The sequence below is a fragment of the Streptomyces sp. NPDC060198 genome (assembly GCF_042728415.1).
In the GTDB taxonomy this organism is placed as follows: domain Bacteria; phylum Actinomycetota; class Actinomycetes; order Streptomycetales; family Streptomycetaceae; genus Streptomyces.
In genome coordinates, this window is the sequence record NZ_JBHWZJ010000091.1 from 1 (window position 1) to 22,682 (window position 22,682).

20 protein-coding genes are annotated in these 22,682 nt (G+C 71.7%); 13 read left to right on the forward strand and 7 right to left on the reverse strand.

Going from position 1 to position 22,682, the window contains the following annotated elements:
• Positions 1-60 precede the first annotated feature (60 nt).
• On the reverse strand, positions 61-1,905 hold the full coding sequence (locus ACFWEP_RS14320) for a glycoside hydrolase family 3 protein (RefSeq protein WP_387369919.1): 1,845 nt from the start codon (positions 1,903-1,905) through the stop codon (positions 61-63).
• Between the two features lie 148 nt (positions 1,906-2,053).
• Entirely contained in the window at positions 2,054-2,962 is a 909-nt protein-coding gene (locus ACFWEP_RS14325; protein ID WP_387369921.1) for a LysR substrate-binding domain-containing protein, read from the reverse strand.
• A 99-nt stretch (positions 2,963-3,061) separates the two neighbouring features.
• Here ACFWEP_RS14325 and ACFWEP_RS14330 point away from each other — a divergent pair, with 99 nt between their 5' ends.
• Positions 3,062-3,982, forward strand: coding sequence for an EamA family transporter (locus ACFWEP_RS14330; RefSeq protein ID WP_387369923.1), 921 nt, complete (start codon positions 3,062-3,064; stop codon positions 3,980-3,982).
• Between the two features lie 30 nt (positions 3,983-4,012).
• Here the strand turns inward: ACFWEP_RS14330 and ACFWEP_RS14335 are convergent, their stop codons facing one another.
• Together ACFWEP_RS14335 and ACFWEP_RS14340 are read right to left on the reverse strand one after the other, a co-directional pair.
• Positions 4,013-4,801, reverse strand: a complete 789-nt coding sequence (locus ACFWEP_RS14335; RefSeq protein ID WP_387369925.1) for a sugar phosphate isomerase/epimerase family protein — start codon at positions 4,799-4,801, stop codon at positions 4,013-4,015.
• 150 nt (positions 4,802-4,951) lie between these two features.
• A complete protein-coding gene (locus ACFWEP_RS14340; protein WP_387369927.1) occupies positions 4,952-6,043 on the reverse strand; it encodes a LacI family DNA-binding transcriptional regulator in 1,092 nt (363 codons plus the stop codon).
• A 115-nt stretch (positions 6,044-6,158) separates the two neighbouring features.
• On the opposite strand from ACFWEP_RS14340, the gene ACFWEP_RS14345 reads away from it, so the two are divergent.
• The 6 genes from ACFWEP_RS14345 (at position 6,159) to ACFWEP_RS14370 (ending at position 13,302) form a co-directional block, all read left to right on the forward strand.
• Positions 6,159-7,310, forward strand: coding sequence for a Gfo/Idh/MocA family oxidoreductase (locus tag ACFWEP_RS14345; protein ID WP_328721579.1), 1,152 nt, complete (start codon positions 6,159-6,161; stop codon positions 7,308-7,310).
• Entirely contained in the window at positions 7,307-8,449 is a 1,143-nt protein-coding gene (locus tag ACFWEP_RS14350; RefSeq protein ID WP_387369929.1) for a dihydrodipicolinate synthase family protein, read from the forward strand. Before ACFWEP_RS14345 ends, ACFWEP_RS14350 begins: the two co-directional genes overlap by 4 nt.
• On the forward strand, positions 8,446-9,291 hold the full coding sequence (locus ACFWEP_RS14355; protein ID WP_387369931.1) for a sugar phosphate isomerase/epimerase family protein: 846 nt from the start codon (positions 8,446-8,448) through the stop codon (positions 9,289-9,291). Before ACFWEP_RS14350 ends, ACFWEP_RS14355 begins: the two co-directional genes overlap by 4 nt.
• 492 nt (positions 9,292-9,783) lie before the next feature.
• On the forward strand, positions 9,784-11,235 hold the full coding sequence (locus ACFWEP_RS14360) for an AAA family ATPase (protein ID WP_387369933.1): 1,452 nt from the start codon (positions 9,784-9,786) through the stop codon (positions 11,233-11,235).
• A 5-nt stretch (positions 11,236-11,240) separates the two neighbouring features.
• The gene (locus ACFWEP_RS14365) at positions 11,241-11,990 is read left to right on the forward strand and encodes an HNH endonuclease (RefSeq protein WP_387369935.1); all 750 of its coding nucleotides are present in this window, start codon (positions 11,241-11,243) and stop codon (positions 11,988-11,990) included.
• Positions 11,991-12,015: 25 nt separating this feature from the next.
• Positions 12,016-13,302 carry an ankyrin repeat domain-containing protein gene (locus ACFWEP_RS14370; RefSeq protein ID WP_387369937.1) on the forward strand — a complete coding sequence of 429 codons (1,287 nt, stop codon included), beginning with the start codon at positions 12,016-12,018 and terminating at the stop codon, positions 13,300-13,302.
• 59 nt (positions 13,303-13,361) lie between these two features.
• Here ACFWEP_RS14370 and ACFWEP_RS14375 read toward each other — a convergent pair whose 3' ends face one another.
• Positions 13,362-13,592 carry a DUF397 domain-containing protein gene (locus tag ACFWEP_RS14375; RefSeq protein WP_387369939.1) on the reverse strand — a complete coding sequence of 77 codons (231 nt, stop codon included), beginning with the start codon at positions 13,590-13,592 and terminating at the stop codon, positions 13,362-13,364.
• Positions 13,564-14,403: a Scr1 family TA system antitoxin-like transcriptional regulator gene (locus ACFWEP_RS14380; RefSeq protein WP_387369941.1), complete on the reverse strand. Its 840-nt coding sequence runs from the start codon at positions 14,401-14,403 to the stop codon at positions 13,564-13,566. The genes ACFWEP_RS14375 and ACFWEP_RS14380 overlap by 29 nt, the downstream gene beginning before the upstream one ends.
• A gap of 146 nt (positions 14,404-14,549) precedes the next feature.
• Between ACFWEP_RS14380 and ACFWEP_RS14385 the strand changes: the two genes are divergently transcribed.
• The 4 genes from ACFWEP_RS14385 to ACFWEP_RS14400 all read left to right on the forward strand — a co-directional run bounded on the left by ACFWEP_RS14385 (position 14,550) and on the right by ACFWEP_RS14400 (position 17,523).
• Positions 14,550-14,801 carry a hypothetical protein gene (locus tag ACFWEP_RS14385; protein WP_387369944.1) on the forward strand — a complete coding sequence of 84 codons (252 nt, stop codon included), beginning with the start codon at positions 14,550-14,552 and terminating at the stop codon, positions 14,799-14,801.
• A gap of 5 nt (positions 14,802-14,806) precedes the next feature.
• Complete coding sequence (locus ACFWEP_RS14390) at positions 14,807-15,193, forward strand: hypothetical protein (RefSeq protein WP_387369956.1); 387 nt, start codon at positions 14,807-14,809, stop codon at positions 15,191-15,193.
• Positions 15,194-15,553: 360 nt separating this feature from the next.
• Positions 15,554-16,975 (forward strand): hypothetical protein, encoded by a 1,422-nt coding sequence (locus tag ACFWEP_RS14395; RefSeq protein WP_387369946.1) that lies wholly within the window; start codon positions 15,554-15,556, stop codon positions 16,973-16,975.
• A gap of 41 nt (positions 16,976-17,016) precedes the next feature.
• Positions 17,017-17,523 (forward strand): polysaccharide biosynthesis/export family protein, encoded by a 507-nt coding sequence (locus tag ACFWEP_RS14400; RefSeq protein WP_387369948.1) that lies wholly within the window; start codon positions 17,017-17,019, stop codon positions 17,521-17,523.
• 110 nt (positions 17,524-17,633) lie between these two features.
• On the opposite strand, the gene ACFWEP_RS14405 is transcribed toward ACFWEP_RS14400, so the two are convergent.
• On the reverse strand, positions 17,634-17,987 hold the full coding sequence (locus tag ACFWEP_RS14405; RefSeq protein WP_387369950.1) for a hypothetical protein: 354 nt from the start codon (positions 17,985-17,987) through the stop codon (positions 17,634-17,636).
• Between the two features lie 276 nt (positions 17,988-18,263).
• Between ACFWEP_RS14405 and ACFWEP_RS14410 the strand changes: the two genes are divergently transcribed.
• Both ACFWEP_RS14410 and ACFWEP_RS14415 read left to right on the forward strand, forming a co-directional pair.
• Positions 18,264-19,385 (forward strand): PP2C family protein-serine/threonine phosphatase, encoded by a 1,122-nt coding sequence (locus tag ACFWEP_RS14410; protein WP_387369952.1) that lies wholly within the window; start codon positions 18,264-18,266, stop codon positions 19,383-19,385.
• A gap of 819 nt (positions 19,386-20,204) precedes the next feature.
• Positions 20,205-22,679, forward strand: coding sequence for a hypothetical protein (locus tag ACFWEP_RS14415; RefSeq protein WP_387369954.1), 2,475 nt, complete (start codon positions 20,205-20,207; stop codon positions 22,677-22,679).
• The last annotated feature ends 3 nt before the right edge of the window (positions 22,680-22,682 follow it).

Below are 22,682 nucleotides of genomic sequence, written 5' to 3' on the forward strand. Positions count from 1 at the left end.
CGCTTGCACAGCGGGCGCGCGCCGGGCGCGTTTCCGGGGCGAGGTTCCCCCGGCCGGTGTTCAGTACTCCAGGCCGTAGCCCACCGGGTACAGCACCTGTGACGGGTCGTCCGCGCGCTGCACCGGGACGGGCAGTCGCCCGCCCGGCTCGGCGTGGCCCGCGATCACCCGGGCGGCGGCGCGCAGTTCGACGTCGGTCCAGGAGTACGACGCGAGGCTCGCCGCGTACCCCGTACCCGCCAGCCGCGCGATGTCGTACGGGTTGCGGATCGCGACCGTGACGACCGGGACCCCCGTCGCCGCCAGCGCGCTCACCAGGGTGCGCTGGGAGCTGGTCGCCGTCACGTTGTACGTGCCGACGACCACCGCGTCCTTGCCCGCCGCAGCCGCCACCGCCTCGGCGATCTTCGCCGCGGCCGGCGCCGTGCCGGTGGACAGGGCCGTCGCCGTGTGGCCGAGCGCGGTGAGCTCCGCGGCCAGCGTGGTCGTCGGCGGACCGGTCGTACCGGACGGGGAGGCCGGATCGGCCCCCACCACCAGGATGTTCCGGTGGCTGCGCCGGGAGAGCGGCAGCAGACCGGTGGGGTTGGCCAGCAGCGTGGTGGTGTGCTCGGCGATCCGGTCGGCGGCGGCCAGGTGCGCCCGGGTGCCGACGATCCGGTCCACCTGGGAGTCCTTGACGAACGGGTCCTGGAAGAGCCCGAGTTTCGCCTTGAGCCGCAGGATCCGCAGAACCGATTCTTCGATGCGGGCCTCGGTGAGTTCGCCGCTCCGTACGGCGTTCACCACCGCGTTCCACGCGACGTCCAGACCCGGCGGGTTGAGGAGCTGGTCGACGCCCGCCTCCAGTGCCAGGACCGGCACGCGCGCGTCGCCGTACTTGGTGCGCACGCCTTCCATGCCGAGGGCGTCCGTCACCACCACCCCGTCGTAACCGAGTTCCTCGCGCAGGATGCCCGTCAGGATCGGCCGGGACAGGGTGGCCGGGTCCTCGGACGGGTCGAGCGCGGGAACCACGATGTGCGCGGTCATGATCGAGTCGATGCCGGCCGCGACGGCCGCCCGGAACGGGGGCGCGTCCAGCTCGGCCCACTGCTCGCGGGTGTGGGTGATGACCGGCAGCCCGGTGTGGCTGTCGGTGCTGGTGTCGCCGTGGCCCGGGAAGTGCTTGGCCGTCGAGGCGATCCCCGCGCCCTGGTACCCCTTCACCTGCGCGGCGACCAGCCCCGCCACGGAGTCCGGGTCGGCGCCGAAGGAGCGCACGCCGATGACGGGGTTGGCCGGATTGACGTTGACGTCGGCGTCGGGCGCGTAGTTCTGGTTGATGCCGAGGGCGGCCAGCTCCGCGCCCGCGATCTGGGCGGCCCGGCGGGCGTCGGCGCGCGAACCGCCCGCGCCCAGCGCCATCGCGCCCGGCAGCAGGGTGGCCGGTTCGCCGACCCGGCAGACGATGCCGTGCTCCTGGTCGGTGGAGACCAGCAGCGGCACCTTCGACGGACCGGCGAGCGCGGCACGCTGGATGCCGTTGGAGAGCGCCGCGATCTGGTGCGGGTCACGGGTGTTGTGCGCCCACGAGAAGTAGATGATCCCGCCGACGTGGTATTTCGCGATCATCTCGGCGGCCGTGCGGACCCCGATCTCGGCGAGGTTGGCGTCGATGTCCGCCTGGTCCGGCTCGGTGGCGGAGTGGCCGTACACCCGCATCACGAAGAGCTGGCCGACCTTCTCCTCAAGGCTCATCCCGGCGATGATCCGCCGGAGTCGGTCCACGGGGACGTGGCGGGAGTCCGCCCGGTCCGTCCGGTCCGCCGCCGCGGCCGGAATCGCGACGGCGCCGGTGGCCGCGGCCGCCGCGCCGGCCGCCGCCGCGGCGAGGAGGGTGCGTCTGGAGGTGCGGTGGTGCACGTGAGCCCCTTCCGGTACTGAAAGAAACTTCCAAGAAGGTACGGATATATGGAAAGTAACTTCCGGTCAAGGGTCCTCGCCCGGCCGCGCTGTCACCGCGCCGGACGATTGCGGGCAAATGAACGCAGGACCTCGCCGTGCGCCTCCATCAGGTCAACCCGATCGTCCGCCCGTGCGCCAGCAGTGCCGCCACCGCCGCCGTGATCGCCGGACGGCGGGCCGCCCCCGTCCGCCAGAGCGCGTACAGCCTGCGCACCGGTACGGGATCGAGCCGCACCGCCACCACGCTCTCCGGCAGCGGTCCCCGCCCCAGGCGCGGGATCATGGCCACGCCCAGCCCGGCGGCGACCAGGGCGAGCTGGGTGTGGTTCTCCTCGGCCAGGTGCCGGATGTCGGGTTCGTACCCCGCCGCCCGCAGCGTCCGCATGAGCCAGTCGTGGCAGACCGTGCCGGGCGGCTGGCAGATCCACCGCTCCCGCGCCAGCTCCTCGCGGAGCACCGCGTCCCGCCCCGCCAGCGCGTGGCCCCGGGGCACCAGCAGATCGCACCGGTCGTCACCGATCACCGCCTGCTCCAGCCCGTCCGGCGCGGGCAGCGGCGCGATGTCCCAGTCGTGGGCGACGGCCAGATCGATCACGCCCTTGGCCACCAGGTCCACCGACAGATGCGGGTCCACCTCCGTCAGCCGGGCCTCCATCGCGGGGTGGTCCCGCTCCAGGGCGGCGAGCACGCCCGGCAGCAGCCCGCGCGCGGCGGAGGCGAACGCGCCGATCGACAACTGCCCCGTCGGCAGCCCCCGACGCTCCTCCAGCGTCGTCTGCGTCCGCTCCATGAGCGCCATCAACTCCTGTGCGGCGGAGGCGAGATGGAGCGCGTCCTCGGTCAGGGCGACACCGCGTCCGCGCCGCTCCAGCAGGGTGGTGCGGGTCTCCCGCTCCAGCTTGGTGATCTGCTGGGAGATCGCGGACGGGGTGTAGCCGAGCGCCGAGGCGGCACCCGCGACCGAACCGTGCACCGAGACGGCGTGCAGCGCGCGCAGCCGGGCGAGATCGAGCATCGTGACCTCCGGAAGGGGACGACTCTTCAGTAACGCTCATGTTCACCATGAAGAAAGCCGTGCTGGTGCTTAAGAGTACGGGCGGGCGATGCTCCTCCCATGCGTCCCTCCCACATCGCCCTCGCCGTCCTCGTGACAGCCCTCTGGGGCGTGAACTTCGTCGTCATCGAGCTGGGTCTCGACCACTTCCCGCCCCTTCTCTTCTCCGCACTGCGCTTCCTGATCGCCGCGCTGCCCGCCGTCTTCTTCGTGGGACCCCCCAAGGTCGCCCGGAAGTGGATCGTGGGCGTCGGTCTCGCGCTCGGCGTCGCCAAGTTCGGCCTGCTCTTCGTCGGCATGGACCAGGGAATGGGCGCAGGGCTCTCCTCGCTCGTCCTCCAGGTCCAGGCGGTCTTCACCGCGCTCTTCGCCGCGGTCGCCCTCGGGGAGCGTCCGGGCGGGGTCCGTCTGGCAGGGATGGGGGTGGCGCTCGCCGGGATCGCGGTCGCCGCCGTCGACGAAGGGGCGAGCGGCCCGGTGCTCGCGTTTGTGCTGGTCGTCGCGGCGGCGGCCTTCTGGGGCGTGTCGAACGTCCTCACCCGCAAGGCCGCCCCGCCGGACTCCCTCAACTTCATGGTGTGGGTCTCGACCGTGCCCGTGCTGCCCCTGCTCGGTCTCTCGCTGCTCTTCGAGGGCTGGGACCGGGACGCGGACGCGCTCGCCTCGATGGACTGGGCCGGCGCCGGAACCGTCGTCTACGTCGCCTGGATCTCCACCGTCTTCGGCTTCGGCGCCTGGGGATTCCTGCTCCGCCACCACCCGGCGTCCACGGTCGCGCCGTTCACCCTGCTGGTGCCGGTCTTCGGGATGTCCTCGGCGGCGCTGCTGCTGGACGAGTCGGTGAGCCCGCTGCGGTGGTGCGCGGCGGCCCTGCTGGTCGGCGGGGTGGCCGTGACCTCCCTCGGCGGCCGGTGGCAAAAGCCGATGGCGGCGGCACCGGTGCCCGCCACCGTGCCGGAAGCGCGCGGGGCGCGGGCCTGAGAGCGGCCCGCGCCCGTACGGATCAGGGGATCACTGCTTCGGCGCGCCCACCCGCAGCAGGTACTCCCGCCCGGCGGAGAGCAGTCCGGGCAGCTCCGGGATCTCCGGGTACCAGCGCTTCTCGTACTCCCAGCAGACCCAGGTGTCCGGCGCCAGCGTGTCCAGGCACTCCGTCAGCGGCAGCACGCCCTCGCCGAGCGCCAGCGGTGTGGTGTCCTTCGCCGAGGCGATGTCCTTCACCTGTACGTAGCCGAGGTGGGGGGCCAGTACCAGGTGGCTGTCGACCGGGCTCTCGCCCGACAGCCAGGTGTGCATGACGTCCCAGATCACGCCGATCCGGGCGTGTCCGACCGTCCCGGCCACGCGGGCCGCGTCGGCGCCCGCCCGGTGCGAGTCGTGGGTCTCCAGCAGGATGGTCACCCCCCGGTCCTCGGCGTCCGCCGCGGCGGCCCCGAGCCGGCGGGCCGCCGCCGCGTCGGCGGTCTCCTGGTCCTGGTCGCCGCCGCCGGGGAACACCCGGACGTAGGGCGCGCCGAGGTCCTGGGCGAGCGCCACCAGCTCGGCGAGCTGCGCCACGACCGCTTCGTCGTCGCCTTCGGCCGCGACCCGGACGTACCCGGCGACGGTGAGGATCTCCACACCGGCCTTCTCGAACTCCGCGACCACCTGGGCGCGTTCGAGGGGCGAGAGCCCGGGGTTCACCGGCTCCTCGGGGTGGGCGCGCAGCTCCACCCCCTGGTAGCCGTGCTCGACGGCGAGCCGGACGACCTCGTCGATGGGCGTCCCCGGCACTCCGAGGGTCGAGAAAGCGAGCTTCACGTGGGTGTTCCTTCCGTCGGTCGGTTCGTACCGTGGTGCCCGTCGGTTCCCGCCGCGGCTCCTCGGGCGGTACGCCTACCCCGCCCGCCGCCTGGTATCCGATGCGTCGACCACCGTACAGACAGCGCTTTCTACGTGGTGGCGGCGCCCTCAGGCCGGCCGGTCCCCGCGCGGCGGGGCCGTCGACCCGCGCACCATCAGCTCCGCGCGAATCGTCGCGATGCCGCCGGGCGGCGGGGTCTCCGTGCCCATGGCGAGGCGTCCCGCCCGCGCCCCCGCCTCGTACAGCGGCAGCCGGACCGTCGTGAGGGCCGGGACGGCGTCCACCGAGAACGGCAGGTCGTCGAAGCCGGCCACCGAGACGTCCTCGGGGATGCGCAGCCCCTGTTCGCGCACGGCCGCGCTCGCGCCCAGCGCCACTGAGTCGTTGGCGCCGACAATGGCGGTCACCCCCGGTTCGCGGCGCAGGAGTTCGAGGGTGGCCTCGTAACCGGAGCGGCGGTCGTAGGGGCCGTGGACGGTCAGCCGGTCGTCCTCCGGGGAAACGGCCGTGCCGGTCAGCCCCGCCGCCCGCATCGCCGCGCGGTGTCCCTCCAGCCGGTGGCGGGTGGTGGTGCGTTCCTGAGGGCCCGCGACGTAGCCGATCCGGCGGTGGCCCAGCGAGATCAGGTGCTCGGTCAGGCGTCGGCCGCCGCCCCGGTTGTCGAAGGTGAGGGCGGCCGCCACCGCGTCGTTCTCGGGCAGCGGGGGCCGCCCGCAGAACACGATCCGGGTGCCCGCGTCGGCGAGCCGCCCCAGCTTCGCCGCCATCGCCGCCTGGTGCGCCGGGTCCTCCAGCGCGCCACCGGTGAGGACGACGGCCGCCGCGCGCTGGCGCTGGAGGAGGGTGAGGTAGGTGAGTTCGCGCTCGGGGGAGCCGCCGGTGTTGCAGACGACGGCCAGCTTCTCGCCGCCCGCCCGGGCGGTGCCGTCGCCGGGGACGCCGATCTCCGACTGCGCGGCGCCCGCCATGATGCCGAAGAACGGGTCCGCGATGTCGTTGACGAGGATGCCGACCAGGTCGGAGGTGGCGGCGGCGAGGGAGCTGGCGGGCCCGTTGAGCACGTAGTCCAGGTCGTCCACGGCGCGCAGCACGCGTTCGCGCGTCGTGGCGGCGACGGGGTAATTGCCGTTGAGAACGCGGGAGACGGTGGCCGGGGACACCCGGGCGCGTGCCGCGACGTCCGCCAGGGTGACTGTCATCGTGTCTGTTCTCCTCGGAGTTCGGTCGCGGCGCCCCTCTTGTCCGGGCCACTGTCGGCAGGCTAGCTTCTTACACGATAGAAAGCGCTTGCTACGGCAGACGGAGGGAACTTTCGTGACTCGCAGGACTGTGCGCATCGCCATGAACGGCGTCACGGGTCGTATGGGATACCGGCAGCACCTGGTGCGCTCGATCCTCGCGATCCGCGAGCAGGGCGGCCTCGACCTCGGCAACGGCGACGTGCTGTGGCCCGAACCCGTCCTGGTCGGCCGCCGTGCCCACGCGCTGGAGGAGCTGGCCGCCCGGCACGGCCTCACCGAGTGGTCGACCGACCTGGACGCCGTCCTCGCGGACGACACCATCGACATCTACTTCGACGCCCAGGTCACCCAGGCGCGCGTCGAGGCGATCAAGAAGGCCGTCGCGGCGGGCAAGCACATCTACACCGAGAAGCCCACCGCCACCGACGTGGAGGGCGCCCTCGACCTCGCCCGCCTCGCCCGTGACGCCGGTATCAAGCACGGCGTGGTCCAGGACAAGATCTTCCTGCCGGGCCTGCTCAAGCTGAAGCGCCTCATCGACGGCGGATTCTTCGGCGAGATCCTCTCCGTGCGCGGCGAGTTCGGGTACTGGGTCTTCGAGGGCGACTGGCAGGAGGCGCAGCGCCCCTCGTGGAACTACCGCTCCGAGGACGGCGGCGGCATCGTCGTGGACATGTTCCCGCACTGGGAGTACGTCCTCCACGAGCTGTTCGGCAAGGTCACCACCGTGCAGGCGCACGTCCAGACGCACGTCCCGCAGCGCTGGGACGAGCAGGGCAAGCCCTACGCCGCGACCGCCGACGACGCCGCGTACGGCATCTTCCAGCTGGAGGGCGGCGCCGTCGCCCAGATCAACTCCTCCTGGACCGTGCGCGTCAACCGCGACGAACTGGTCGAGTTCCAGGTCGACGGCACCCACGGCTCCGCCGTCGCGGGCCTGCGCAACTGCCGTGTCCAGCACCGTTCGGCCACCCCGAAGCCGGTGTGGAACCCGGACCTCCCCGTCACCGAGTCCTTCCGGGACCAGTGGCAGGAGGTCCCCGACAACGCCACCTTCGACAACGGCTTCAAGGCGCAGTGGGAGCTGTTCCTGCGCCACGTCGTCCTCGACGAGGCGTACTCCTGGGACCTGATGGCCGGAGCCCGGGGCGTGCAGCTCGCCGAGCTGGGCCTGAAGTCGGCCGCCGAGGGCCGTCGCTTCGACGTGCCGGAGCTGACCCTGTGACGATCCACCTCCCGCAGGGGCCGTACGAGCCCCGCACCACCCCCCTGGACCTGGCCCCCGGCGGCTCCGCGCTCGCCTCGCGCACGGTCTTCTCCGCCGCCCACGTCGTCGCCGATCCCTACGCCGACGTCAGCCCGGACGGGCCCGCCGCGATCGACTGGGACGCCACCCTCGCCTTCCGCCGCCATCTCTGGTCGCACGGCCTCGGGGTCGCCGAGGCGATGGACACCGCCCAGCGCGGCATGGGGCTGGACTGGGCCGGCGGCGCCGAACTGATCCGCCGCTCCGCCGCCGAGGCCAAGGCGGTCGGCGGCCGGATCGCCTGCGGGGTCGGCACGGACCAGCTGACCGGCCCGGCGACCCTCGCCGAGGTGCGCGCCGCGTACGAGGAGCAGCTCGCCCTCGTCGAGGAGAGCGGCGCGCAGGCCATCCTGATGGCCTCCCGCGCGCTCGCCGCCGTGGCCGAGGGGCCCGAGGAGTACGCGCAGACGTACGCCCACCTGCTGCGCCAGGCCACCGAGCCGGTCGTCCTGCACTGGCTCGGCCCGATGTTCGACCCGGCCCTGGAGGGGTACTGGGGCTCGTCCGACCTGGACGCGGCCACCGACACCTTCCTCAAGATCATCGCCGAGCACCCGGACAAGGTCGACGGCATCAAGATCTCGCTGCTCGACGCGGCCCGTGAGATCGACGTGCGCCGCAGGCTGCCCGAGGGCGTCCGCTGCTACACCGGCGACGACTTCAACTACCCGGAGCTGATCGCGGGCGACGAACGCGGCTTCAGCCACGCCCTGCTCGGCATCTTCGACCCGCTCGGCCCGCTCGCCGCGCACGCCGTACGGGTCCTGGACACCGGCGACACCCAGGGCTTCCGGGATCTGCTGGACCCCACGGTCGAGCTGTCCCGCCACCTCTTCCGGGCGCCCACCCGCTTCTACAAGACGGGCGTGGTCTTCCTCGCCTGGCTGGCCGGGCACCAGGAGCACTTCACGATGGTCGGCGGCCTCCAGTCGGCCCGTTCGCTGCCGCACCTCGCGAAGGCGTACGAACTCGCCGACCGCCTTGGCCTGTTCCCCGATCCCGAGCTGGCCGAGAGCCGGATGCGGGCGCTGCTGACCGTCCAGGGAGGAACCCGATGACCACCGGCACCGGCCAGGACCTGTCCCGGTTCTCCATCAACCAGGAGACCGTGCGGCAGTGGTCCCTGGAGGAGCTCGTCGAGGGCTGTACGAAGACGGGCGTCGGCCAAGTGGGCCTCTGGCGCGAACCGGTGCAGAAGTACGGTGTCGAGCGCGCCGGGCGCCTCTTCGCCGACGCGGGTCTCACCGTCACCAGCCTCTGCCGGGGCGGCTTCCTCACGGCGATCGACCCGGAGGCGCGGGCCCGCGCCCTGGACGACAACCGTGCGGCGATCGACGAGGCGGCAGGCGTCCACACGGACACCCTGGTCCTCGTCTCCGGCGGTCTGCCCGAGGGCAGCAAGGACCTCGTCGGCGCCCGCGAACGCATCGCCGACGCCCTCGCGGAGCTGGCCCCCTACGCGGCCGAGCGCTCCGTCCGCCTCGCCATCGAGCCGCTGCACCCGATGTTCGCCTCCGACCGGTGCGTGGTCTCGACCCTCTCCCAGGCGCTGGACATCGCCGAACGCTTCCCGGCCGAGCAGGTCGGCGTGGTGGTCGACGCCTACCACGTCTGGTGGGACGACCAGGCGCCCGCCCAGATCGCCCGCGCCGGGGCCGGCGGCCGTATCCACTCCTTCCAGCTCGCCGACTGGATCACCCCGCTCCCCGAGGGCGTCCTGCTGGGCCGGGGGCAGCTCGGCGACGGCAGCGTCGACTTCCGCGCGCTGCGCACGCTGGTCGAGGCGACCGGCTTCGACGGGCCGATCGAGGTGGAGATCTTCAACGAGGGGCTCTGGGCCCGCGACGGCGGTGAGGTCCTCGCCGAGGTGGCGGCCCGCTTCCTGGAGCACGCCTGCTGAGGCGCTCTCCGGGCGTCCCCGGAGCGCGTGAATCCGCCTGCGGAGAGCGCTCTCGGCGATCAAGGTAAAGAAATGGTCAAGGCGTACAACCCTTGGCATCCTTGCCCGGTCACACTCTGCGTCGGGACTTCCGGGGGAGGGGTCCGGGGGGAACGGGAAGGCCCGACGGGGGGAAAGCGAGAGGGGTCCGGCCGCGAGGCCGGGCCCGTTTCGCTTTCCCGGGGCGGAGGCGGGCGCCTGCCCGCCCGGCCCGTCGGCCGCCTCACGCGTTTCACCCTCCGGCGCAGCTGACCATGGCTCACTTTCCCGGCCGCCGATGGCTACGCCCCGGCTCCCATCCCTCGTAAACTCGGACATCCGCCACCGCGTCCGTGCGCGTGCCCGCACCGCGTCCACGACGGGGCCGACCCCGGTCCACCCCTCCGACTCCGCCCGCGCCGGCCTCTCCTTGCCCGACACGGACTCCCGCGCCCCGGAAGGAACCGTCAGCAGATGTACGTCTCCCGCGTCACCATCGAGAACATCAAGTCGTTCAACGGACCGCGAAAAGTCGACCTGACCCTGACCCGCCCGGACGGCTCGCACGCCGGCTGGACGGTCCTCGCCGGCCGCAACGGCGCCGGGAAGACCACCCTGCTGCGCGCCCTGGCGCTCGCGCTGAGCGGCCCGGTGGCCGCCCGGGGGCTGGTCCAGGGCTTCGAGAACTGGGTCACGCGCGGCGCCGAGTCGGGCAGCGCCTCGGCGGAGATCGTCCGCGACAAGGACTTCGACAAGTTCACCGCCTCGGGCCGCACCCAGAACAAGTTCGGCACGGGACTGCGCTGGACACCTCCGGGCGAGGCAGCGGCCGGGCGCAAGAGCGTGCAGCCCGCACTCGGCGAGATCCGGAGCAACTCCCGCACCCAGAGCGCCAGCGCCGCCCAGCGCGGGCCGTGGGCGGACAACCCGGTGGGCTGGTTCTGCGCCGCGTACGGCCCGTTCCGGCGGATGGCCGGCGGCTCGGGCGACGTGCAGCGGCTGATGCTGGCCTCGGGTCCCGTCGCCCGACAGGCGAGTCTCTTCCACGAGGACGCCTCGCTCGCCGAGGGCGTCGCCTGGCTGATCGAACAGCATCTGCGCGCGCTCGAAGGCCGGGAAGGCGCGCTCGCCCTCAAGGAGGCCGCCCTCTCCGTCCTCGGCGACGGGCTCCTCCCGGACGGCTACCGCATCAAGGACGTCGACTCCGAAGGGCTCTGGGTCACCCGGGGCGGACACCGCTTCCCGCTGCGGGAGATGAGCGACGGCTTCCGCACGGTCGCCGCCCTCGTGGTGGACCTGCTCAAGCAGATCCACGACGCCTTCGGCGACCACGCGTTGGGCCGGGGCGGCGAGGACGAGGGCCCGAGCCCGCTCCAGGTCCCCGGGGTCGTGATCATCGACGAGATCGACGCCCACCTCCACGTCTCCTGGCAGCGCCGCATCGGCCCCTGGCTGACCACCCACTTCCCCAACATCCAGTTCATCGTCACCACCCACAGCCCCTACATCTGCCAGGCCGCCGACCCCGGCGGCCTGATCCGCCTGCCCGGCGTCGACGAGGGGGCCTCCCCGGAGGTCGTCCCCGAGGACCTGTACGAACGGGTGGTCTACGGCAGCGGTGACGACGCGGTGCTCTCCGACCTCTTCGGCCTGGACACCCCGTACTCGGAGCGCGCCGAGTACGCCCGCGCCGAGTTCGTCGCCCTGGAGTCCAAGGTGTACGAGGGCGACACCTCGCCCGAGACCGTCGCCCGGTACAAGGAGCTCAAGAGCCTGCTGTCCAGCTCCCCGACCGCCCGCGCCCACGAGGTCTCCGCCCGGCTGTACCGGATCGCCGACCAGGTCCAGGACATCACCGACGGGTACGAGGACGGGGCCGGAAACGAGGCCAGGGACGCGGTCGGAGAGGCGGGCGAGGCGAAGTGATCCGGATGACCCGTCCCGAACTGCCCCTGGACACCCAGGAACACTTAGCGACGTACACCCGGCAGATCGCCGACGCGGCGGCCTCCGACCGCAAGGCGACCGCCATCGGCCTCTGGGGCCGCTTCGCCGTACGCAGACGGGTACGCCCCGGCGTCCTCGCCGCCCTCACCGACATGGCCCCCGGCCACCAGCGCTGCATGTACTGCGGCGACAGCCAGGGCACCGACATCGACCACTTCGAGCCGAAGAGCCAGGCCCCGCTGCGCACCTTCGACTGGACCAACTACCTGTTGGCCTGCTCCTACTGCAACAGCAACCAGAAGCGCGACCTCTTCCCGCGCGACGCGAGCACCGGCCGCGCACTCCTCCTCGACCCCACCCTGGACGACCCCTTGAACCACCTGCGCCTGGTGCTGCCGCTCTGTACGTACCGGGGGCTCAGCGCCCAGGGCGACGCCTGCATAGACGTGTTCGGCCTCAACCGGCGCGGCGTTCTCGTCGCCGGGCGCCGCACCGCCTACGCCACGGCCAAGCAGTCCGTCGAACTCTGGCGCATAGCCACCGACCGGGGCCAACACGCCAAGGCCGACGAGGTCGCCCGGGTCGCCTGGGACCGCCCGCTCGCCGACGTACTCGCCGCGATGTTCCACCAGTCCGGGCACCCCGCCGCCGAACTGCTCTTCGACGGCGAGGAAGAGATCCTGGCGCTGCTGCGGGACCCGGGGCTGCGGGCCGCCTTCCTGGCGCGGGCCTGACCGCACGCGGGACGAGGGGAGAAGTGTGAACGAGAGAGCAGCCGCCGCAGAGCCTCCGCTGATCACCGCGATCCGGGCCGGGGACGTCGAACGGGCGTCGGACCTTCTCGCCGACGAGGCGAACCCCGACACCTGTGACGGGGAAGGAAATCCGGCTCTCGGACTTGCGATCGGGATCCATTCACGGTCGCTCGTCCACCTGCTCCTGGAGCACGGCGCGGACCCCCGGCAGTGCGGCCCGGACGGCGTGCGCCCGCTGCGCCGGGCAGTCGACTCCGGCTCGCCCGCACTGGTCGAAGCGCTCCTCGCGTACGGGACCTGGCCGCACTACGCCACCGCCGAACTGCTGGAGATGCGGGAACTCGCCCTCCACCGGTACGAGTCCGGGGCCGAGGCGGAGCTGCGGCGCCGCACCGGAGCCGGGGGCGCCGTCACCCGGACCCGGGTCGAGGACGACGAGTACTCCTGGGTCGACGAGCTCGCTCTCGCCGGAGCAACCGTGCGCGACGGACACGCCGCGATCCTCACCCACCTGGAGGCGGCCCTCCGCCCCCGCAGCCGGCTCCGCGTCTCCTTCGAGGAGATGAGGGACCGTGCCGCCGCCCACCCCGACCAGGACCATGCCGTGTGGGCTTCCGTCACCATGGCCTTGGCCGAGCGCCGCGACCAGGAGACCTGGACGGCCGCCGAGGCGCTGCGCACCCACCCCGACCCGGTCTACCGGCTGTTCGGGGCCGAGGTTCTGCGGCTCACCCACCTCTTCGACCACTCGGACGAGGACGTGTTCGCCGGCCCCGCCCTGGAGACCTTCCTCGACTGGTCCGCCCGCGAGCCGGACCACGCCGTGCTCAGGGAAGTCCTGGCAGGGGTCGCCGAGCACGACGACCCACGCGTCGACACGGCTCTCCTGGTCCACACCGGTCATCCGAGTGCCCGGGTCCGGCGGGAGGCGGCCTTGGGGTTCCGCGGATCGGAGGCATTCCCGGGCGGCGTCCGTAAGGCATTGATGGAACTGACGGCCGACCCCGACGCCCAGGTACGGGAGGCCGCCTGCCACAGGATCGCCACGGGCCGCGACCGCGATCCCGCCCTCGCCGACGCGATGGCCGCCCGTCTCACCGACGAGGCCCGCCGGGTCCGGGTCGCCGCCGTGAACGGGCTCGCCCTCCACGACGACGAGCGGTGCGTGGAGGGGGAACGCGGACTTCCGCCGAGGGAGCCCGGTGACCCTGTCGAGTTCGAACTCAGCGAGGTGTGGCGGTACGAGCAGCGTCGGGAAGCGGGTGTCCGCATCCATGCGGCGGAGAGGTGAACCGGCGGTACGGAGCGGACCCAGGTAACTGCCAGGGGCGTTCGCGACGTGGTGGCCGGTCAGGCGCCGAGGGTGCCGCTCTTGACGGCGGCGACGAACGAGGACCATCCGGCGGGGGAGAAGACGAGCGCGGGGCCCTTGGGGGCCTTGCTGTCGCGGACGGGGATGGCGGGGTGGCCGGTTGCTACTTCGAGGCAGTCGCTGGTCTCGTCGGCTCCGCCGCTGTAAGTGGACTTGAACCAACCGGTGACCGCTTCGGTGTCAGCGATCTTGAGATACGTGGTGCGCATGTTCGTACTCCTTCGCGATTCGTCTGACGAGGGCCAGTGACTCGCGGCAGGACGCCGCGTCGCTCAGAGCAAGTGTGTAGGCCCTCTGGCAAGCCTCAACCTCGGCCGGTTGGTCCATCAGGTGTCCGGTAAGGAGCCCTTCCACGTAGGCGACCGGACTCGCATCCGCGAAGTCCAGCAGGTAGAGCATGCTTCCCAGCAGGGCATGAGCGCCCGATGTGAAAGGGAGTACGTGCAGACGCAGGCGGCCGGCCTCGGCCATGTCCGCAACCTTCTGCAACTGCTCTGCCATGACGCCCGGCCCGCCGGTGGTACGCCGGAGGGCTGCTTCGTCCAGCAGCGTCCAAGCTACCGGGGTCGATGACTTGGTGAGCAACTGACCGCGCTCCATGCGCTTGACAACGTATTCGTCAAGTGGGTCGGCACCATGGTTGGGACGGTATGCCTGGTACACGGCACGCGTGTATGCCTCTGTCTGAAGAAGCCCAGGAACGAGAGAGGCGCCGTACTGGCGGATTTCGGTGGCCTCGCGCTCCAGCTCGATCACCGCTTGGAAGTACTGCGCGAATCTGGTGTCCAGATCCTCCAGCCATCGGAAGAAGAAGCCGTCCGTCTTTAAGACAAGGTCGATCCGCTGTGCGTCATCGGGGTTCGGTAGCCGTCGTCCCGCCTCCCAGTGGCTGACCAAAGTCGCGGAGCAGAGCAACTGGGCGCCCAACTCCTCCTGGGTCAGGCCAGCGGCCGACCGGCGTAGGCGCAACTCGGCTCCGTACCTCTCCCTCAGAGTCTGAGGCTTCTGCTCCACAACCACGCGGCGCCAACTCCCCTGTTCTTGACAGCTGGGCTGTCAAGCCCGAACCCCTGGCAGCGTAGCCAGCAGCCGCCCCACTCTGTGATGGATTCACCACGGAACGCACCCGTTCGTGGGTGCCGTCGTCAGAAGGAGAACGCGCAGAGATGAAGGACCTCGTCCGCCGGGTCACCGGCTCACTGAAGCGGCTGGTACGACCCGCCCGGGCCTCCCGCCCCGCGCCCGCCCCGGCCCCCCGCCCGCACCCGTCCGGCCCCACCACCCGCCGTACCGGCGGACGCCCGCTGCGTGGCGAGGACACCGTGCTCGTCCGCCCGTACGTCGTGACGGACGAAGAGTGGGCCGATCGGATCGCGCTGGTCACCCGCCTCACGCACGCCGAGGGAGCAGCCGCGTGAACGACATGCCCGACCTCGACATCGTGCATCGCGCGGGCGGGACGTTCCGGCTGCTGCCGTGGACCGGAGACGGTGGCAAGCCGGCTTACGTCCTGGGGGACGGCACCGGCCTCGTTTCCCGGATGGCCGACGACATCGAGAGCGTCCAGCTCGACATGGCGGACGAACTGCTCGACCACGCGACCGCACTGCTGGCGGACCGGCGGGTCACCGGGGCGGAGTACCGGTTCCTCGCCAACCGGCTGAGCGAGTCGCTCCGGGACGTCAGACGCATCGCGGAAAGCCGGGGAGCACGGTTGGAGGGCGATGGCGGGGCCGAGGACTCCGAGAAGGAGGACGACGACGCCGACGACGGCGAGGGGTACGCCGACGCAGACGGGCGGAGACCGTGATCGACACCCTCGGCGCCGATCCCCGGCCGCAGCCCTGGGACCAGCAGGGCCAATGAGCGGGCGCCCTGGGCAACTGCCCTTCTGAGCTGCGGTTTTCGGAGCCCGGGTGGACAATGAAAGACGGAGTTCCCGCCTCGGCGAAGACAGAGCCGCCGGAGGTGTCCGGGAACCGGAAGGGCCGGTCGGCGTCGGCCGCCACCCAGGTCGGGAGCGTACGACGCCCGGCCCGGTGTGGGGCGGGCCACGGTCCCGAGCCGGTCGGGCCGAAGACCATCTGCCCGGCCGGACGGACTCGCGAACCCGCCGGCCCGAGAGTTCGCCCCAGGCCCGCCCGGCCCACAGCGGGACGGAGGATGCGCCATGGTGATGAAGCAGGAGACGGTTCCGATGCGCGACGGATACGACATCGGCATCGGGGTCTCGATGGCGAGCGGCAGCCCCATGGCCCTCGGCGCTACAGGGCCGGTGACTCCGCCGCAGGTCGGCGGCGGGGAGACCGGTTCCTTCACCTTCCGGCGCATCGAGACGACACAGGATCTGGAGTCCGAACTCGGAGTGGGGGCGGACATCTCGGCCGGGATCGGGCTCTTCAGCGGTTCGGCCTCACTCGACTTCTCCAAGCGGTGCCGGGTCCAGTCGAGCTCTCTCACCGTGATGGTGTCGAACTCGCGGACCTTCGCCTTCGAGCAGATGGACTCGCCGGCGCTGTCGGAGGCGGCGGCGAAGCTGGTGGAGCAAGGGAAGCCACTGGAGGGGCAGTTCGGGGAGTACTTCGTGCGCGGTATCGGCACGGGAGGCCGGTTCTTCGGAGTCGTACGGATCGACACCAAAAGTGTGCAGTCGAAGATGTCGCTCAACGCCGCGCTGGAGGGCAGTTACGGAGTGACGGTCTCGGCGGAGGTGCGGATCAACATCTCGGAGGCGATGCGGAACGCTGAGGCGCGGGCGGAGGCGTTCATCCTCCACGACGGCGGCACCTTCACCACCCAGCCGCGCAGCGGAGACCCGGTGGAGCTGGTGAACCAGCTCTACGCGGCGATGGACGAGTGGACCGCCAGTGTGCGCGCCCAGCCGCGTTCGTACACGGCGACGCTGGCCCCGTACGCGATCGCGCTGGGGCCGACCCCGCCGAACATCGCCGACATCGAGAAACAGCGCAGGGTGCTGATCCGCTGCGCGAAGCTGCGGTCGCAGAGCACAGACATGCTCAACCTGCTCGACTACATCCTCGACGTCCGGCACACCGCCGAGTTCGAGTTCGCACCGGACGGGCCGGACCTGCAGGCCCTGCGGGCGGCACTCGCCGGTGACCTCGACGCGATCGAGGAGGCCGCGTCCTTCGCCATCGAGAACCTGAAGGAGGCACGCGACCCGGAGGTGTTCATGCGGGACATCCAGGGGAAGGCGGACTTCCGCCTCACCGGCCTGCCGCCGAACATGCCGAAACAGAAGGAGATCCTCGCCCCGGTCACCCCGCCACCGGCGGCGGCCAACGCGATGCCCAATCTCGTCGGTCAGATGGCGGAACCGGTCGTCGACCTGCTGGCCTGCATCAACCTTGAGGGGGTCGACCACTGCCTGAACTTCCTGGGTTCCCGGCTGGACGCGCTCGGGCTCGACCGCAGGGAACTGGGCGACTTCTTCTTCACCGTGCTCCGCAGCGGCGTCACCCCCGATGTCCGGGGCGATTCCAGCCGTCCGGGCTCGCGGATCACCTCGCAGTCCCCGGCCGCCGGGACGCCGGTGGAGCCGCTGACGACCACGACGCTGGTGGTGACCTGAGGCCCCGAACGGCGGCCGGGCGCGCCGGGAAAGGAACGACCATGTCGGCCACAGCACTGGAGCTGGGGGAGATCGTCCAGGTCGAGGTACGGGATGCGGCGGGGGTGGTGACGGACTTCTCGCACGACTACGCGGTCGATGCCTCCCGCCTGCTGCGGATCCCCTCGCTGAACATGATCCTCGCCGAAGGCAAGCCACTCACGCCGGACCTGCGGGCGGAGATCGAGGACCGGTTCGTCACGGACGGCATCCTCACCACCGTCACCGTCAATCTCGGGATGCGGGGCGACCGGGTGGACCTGGAGAACACCATCCAGCCGGGGGAGCTGCTCTTCGTGCGGATGCTCAACCCGGACGGCACCATCGACGCGAGCTCCGGCTCGTTCCCCGTGGACGGCTCCGGCAGCATCAACATGCCGTTTCTGGGCGGGGTCCTCGTCCGCGACAACCGATTCTTCGAGGCGGAGCACCAGATCGAGCAGGGGTTGCTGGATGCCCAGATCTTCACGCGGCCGCTGGTCAACGTGGGGCGCTCGGAGCTCTTCTGATCGTCCTCCCCTGAGAGGCCGGCGCCGCCGCCGGGAATGACGCGCACGCCAGGGCGCGCCACCTGCACCGGCGCCGGTGCGCGATCAGCCCCGCCCTGTCGCCCCTTCGTTCACCACTTGTCGCCGACGCGCACCTTGTCCCACTTGCTCTTCGAGATGCACAACTCGTGTGCGTCGTTGTCCAGTTCGATCTGGTAGCACTCCTGCTTGCGGTGCTCGACGCGCTTGGTGGCACCGGTCTTCACCTGGCGGCAGGACTTCTTGGTCTTACCGTTCTTCCTGGTCGTGGAGCATTCGCTGCGCGTGACCGCCTCGTCGGTGTACGTGGTGCTGCCGCGCTTGTACTCCTTCTCCGTGATCGTCCCGTGCACCGGGTCGCCGCCGCAGGCGGTCAGGAGCAGTACGGCGACGGGCGCGGCGGCCAAGGCTGCGATACGGCGGAAGGGCTGACGGTGACCGGGCATGGCGGGTCCTTCGCTGCAAGGAGTGGCACCGGGCCACGTGGGAGTCGGCGACAGGGTGGATGCGTTCCACACCATAGCGACGCACCGGACGTACGTTCGGTTCTCGGCTTGCCGAGAGTGCCGGGAGTGCACCGGCACGCCGACGCCGGTCGGAACCCCACTCCGCCGCGGGGGCGCGAGGGCGCCTCGGTGAGCCACCCGCTCCCTCCCACAGGTACGCGGCCTCGCCGCCCGTGTCTGCGCGCGGGCCGGTAGGGGGCGGTGTAGAGAGGAGTCATGTCACAGCGCCGCGTAGGGCCTCGCCGGAGGGTGCGAGCCGGCCGGGACCGGCTTCTGATCATCATCCCGATCCTGTGGATCGTCGCGGTGTCGGTGGCCGACCTTCTCTCGCCGTCCGACATCCACCTCGGGCCACTCCTCGTCGCGGCCCCGGCGGTCACCGCGTCGTTCGCAGGCCCCCGGACGGTGGGTCTGATCGCCGCGCTGGCGGTGATCTCGCAGTCGGTGATCGGGTTGGCGCGCGATCCCGACGAGCTTCTCTCCGCCAACCACGAGGCCCAGATCATCTCCCTGGTGCTGGTCGGCGTGATGCTCGTGATCTTCTGCGTACTGAGGGAGCGCAGGGCGAAGGAGCTGGCGCAGGTGCGATACGTGTCCGAAACCGCTCAACGCGTGGTCCTGCCCCCACTTCCGAAGACACTGGGCCCCCTGCGCGTCGCCTCGCTCTACCTCGCCGCGGAGGCCGAGGCCCAGATCGGCGGCGATCTGTACGCGGCGGCCCGTACCACCACCGGTACCCGGCTGATCGTCGGCGACGTGCGCGGCAAGGGGATGACCGCGGTGAACGACGCGGCGCTGCTCCTCGGAGCCTTCCGCGTCGCGGCCCACCGCCGGGCAAGCCTGGGCGAGCTGGTGAGCTACCTCGACCGGAGCGTGTGCTGGGACCTGATGGAGCCGGGCGAGAGCAGCCGTTACGGAGAAACGTTCATCACCGCCACCGTCCTGGACATCCCCGACCAGGGCGGCCGTGTCGAGATGGTCGCCTGCGGGCATCCGCCGCCGGTCGTCCTGTGCGACGGCCGACCGACGACGATGGACGTCCTCCACCCCGCGCCCCCGCTCGGCCTGGGCGAGCTGGCGCATCCGGGGTACCACGTCGACAGCTTCCCGTTCGAGCCGGGAAGCCTCCTGCTGCTGTACACGGACGGGGTCACCGAGGCCCGTGACGGCACCGGCGCGTTCTACCCGCTCGCCGAGCGCATCACCGGCTGGGTCGAGAAGGAGGCCGACGCCTTTCTCGGTCGCTTCCGGGCCGACCTGATGGAGTGGGTCGGAGGGCACCTCGACGACGACGCCGTCATGATCGTCCTGGAGCGCCCACCCGCGCCGCCGACCTGACCCGGACCATCTCCCGGATCACTCGCAGCGCCCGCACAGGAATGCCTGCCGTACGGCGGACGGGGCGTCGGCCACCCCCGGCACGGGTGCCCACCGACCTCGGTGCGCGCGGTTCCGCGGCGGACCGTACGGCGACTGCCAGGCCGGACGCCCGGTCCCGTCGGAGCCCGTGGTGCGGCGTCGTGCGCGTCGGCTCGCGAGGGGTTTTGCCGCCGAGCGGGAGCTGTCGCCGAGCAGCGGGCTCGGAAGCTCGAAGCGTGGCACGGTCGCCCACCCCGGGGCGGCGAGCCCGGCGGTGGCCCCGCATCCGGTGTCCGGTGCGGTGCGCTGGTCGTGGCCACGGCGGAAGGCGATCGGCGCGGGGACTGCGAGCGGGCGGGAGGCGGGTGCGACGACCCAGTTTCCGGACATGGAGAAACACCGATTTCAGTGAGAGAACCGCAGCGAAAAGGAGCGCGCGGCCCGACGGGGCGACGCGCGAGGGATCAGCGCTCGGGGTGTCTCACTTGGTGTACAACGGCGTGTCCTTGTCGGGGCGACCACGGATGGAGCGGGGCGCCAGCACGGTAACGGCGCACGGGTATACGGTTCCACCGGTTTTCGGGCTGCTGCGCGGCGGCGCCTCGGCGCGGCGCGGCGCATGACGGTTCGTGTAAACCGCACGTAAATACTCCCCGTAACGGTCTCAGTTGATCATGGGGAAACAGAACAGTCACTCAAGTGATCAGAAGTGGTGGTGATCTTCGTGTGCCGGCGATGAGCCGGAGTCGGTGCCCTCCCTCCCGGAGCGGCGCCGCCCCGCACGAGAGGAACCGCCGCATGTCCATACCCCGCACCCGGCGTCCAGGACCGCGCCGGACGGTGGGCCCGGTGCAGGCCACCGTCGCCGCCCTCGCCCTCGCCCTGACGCTCCCCATGACCGGTACCGCACTCGCCTCCCCGGCTTCCCCGGACCCGCAGCCCACCACCGCCACCGGGTCGGCCGCCGACCGCAGTTGGTCGGTCACGCGCTCGGCCGACGGCTACCACGTCACCCTGAAGCTGGACGAGCCGCTGCCCGTCCGCGACGCGCTCCCCGAGATCGCCGTCGACGGCGCCTCCCTCGGATACGCCCGGCAGACCACCGACGGACACACCCTCTCCCTGGTCACCACCGACCTGCGCGCCGCCCACCCGGGCGACGTCCGGGTCGCCTGGAACGGCGCCGCCGACACGGTCACCACGTCCCAGCACGCCCCCCGGGGCACCGGCCGCCGCGGCAAGCCGACCGCCACGGCCGCCTCGCTCACCGAAGCCGCCACCGCCAAGGGCCGCTACCGGGTGGCCCGCGCCGACTACGACTTCGGCGACACCGCCGTCACCCTCGGCGGGCTGAGCGACCGCAGCGCCGAACTCCGCGCCGCCGTCTGGGTACCGGCCGACGCCAAGGGCGAACGTCCCGTCGTTCTCTTCCTGCACGGCCGCCACTCCGCCTGCTGGAACGCCGACACCTCCAAGACCAACAACACCGCCTGGCCCTGCCCCGAGGGCTACCAGCCCATCCCCAGCTACCTCGGCTACGACGCCACCGCCGAGATCCTCGCCTCACAGGGGTACGCGGTCGTCTCCATCAGCGCCGACGGCATCAACGCCCAGGACGCGTCCTACACCGACGACGCCGGCACCCTCGCCCGGGGCCAGCTCGTCCTCGACCACCTCGACCTGCTCGCCCGCGCCGACAAGGGCGCCGCCCCCGGCATGAGCCGCCTGCTGAAGGGGCGTCTGGACCTGTCCAGCGTCGGGCTGATGGGCCACTCGCGCGGCGGCGAGGGCGTCGTCAAGGCCGCCCTGCTCAACGCCGGCCGCGCCCACCCGTACGGCATCGACGCCGTACTCCCGCTCGCCCCCATCGACTTCGGCCGCGAGACCCTGCCCGACGTACCGATGGCCGTCGTCCTGCCGTACTGCGACGGAGACGTCTCCAACCAGCAGGGCCAGCACTTCTACGACGACAGCCGCTACACCGGCGCCGACGACGACGTGCTCCGCTCCTCCCTCATGGTGATGGGCGCGGACCACAACTTCTTCAACACCGAGTGGACCCCAGGCGTCGCCGCCGCCCCCGCGAGCGACGACTGGTCCGCCTCCACCGACGCCGTGTGCGGCAGCGCCTCGCCCACCACGACCCGGCTGACCGCCGCCGAGCAGTCGGAAACCGGTACGGCCATCATGTCCGGGTTCTTCCAGCTCACCCTCGGCGGCCAGGACCGCTTCCTGCCCCTCTTCGACGGCAGCCAGGGCGCGTCGACCACCATCGGCGCGGCCACCGTCCACAGCGAGGCCCAGGCCCCCGGCCGCAGCCGCTCCGACATCGCCCCGCTGACCGCCCCGTCGTCCAACGTCATCATCACGGGCGGCGGCAGCGGTACCTACTGCGCGGGCTTCACCGGCCGCCCCACCATCAGCGCCCTCGGCGCCTGCACCGGCTCCACCGGCACCTCCCGCTTCCCGTCCTGGACCCCCGCCAACTACGCGGGCAACGTCGAAGCCACCCCGCTGCTCCACCTCACGTGGCCGGAGAGCGCGGACAGTACGGACACCCCCGCCCAGGCCGTGATCGAGATACCCAAGGGCTCCCGTGACGTCCGGCGCTTCGACAACCTCGCGTTCCGCGCCGCCGTCGACGAGAACGGACCGGACACCGACCTGACCGTCAAGCTCACCGACGGACGCGGCCGTACCGCCTCCGTCGCCCTCTCCTCGCTCAGCGACGCACTGAAGGCCAACCCGTCCTCCGGCACCAGCACCCTGCTGCCCAAGACCTGGCTCCAGACGGTGAACTGGCCGCTGGAGAAGGTACGCGGGGTGGACCTCTCGGACGTCCGCCGCATCACCCTGACCGCCCCCGCCACCGCCGGCGGTGTCTACCTCTCCGACGTGGCCTTCCAGACAGTCCGCGCCGGCAGCGGCGGCCCGAGCGAACTGCCGCAGGTCTCCGTGGCCGGAGTTTCGGCCGCGGAGGACGCCGGTACCGCCCCCGTCACGGTCACCCTCTCCCGCCCCTCCCGCACCCCGGTGACGGTCAACCTCCAGACCGTGGCCGGCGCCGGCACCCAACTCACCACCTCAGCCCGGAAGATCACTTTCCCGGCGCGCGCCACCTCGATGACGGTCCAGTTGCCCGTCATCGACGACACCGCCGTCCAGCCCACCGCCGACACGGTCTACAAGATCTACGTCTCGGTGCCCGTCGGCGCGGTGACCGGACAGGGCTACGCCCGGGTCACCGTCCACGACGACGAGTCCACCGTCTGACCC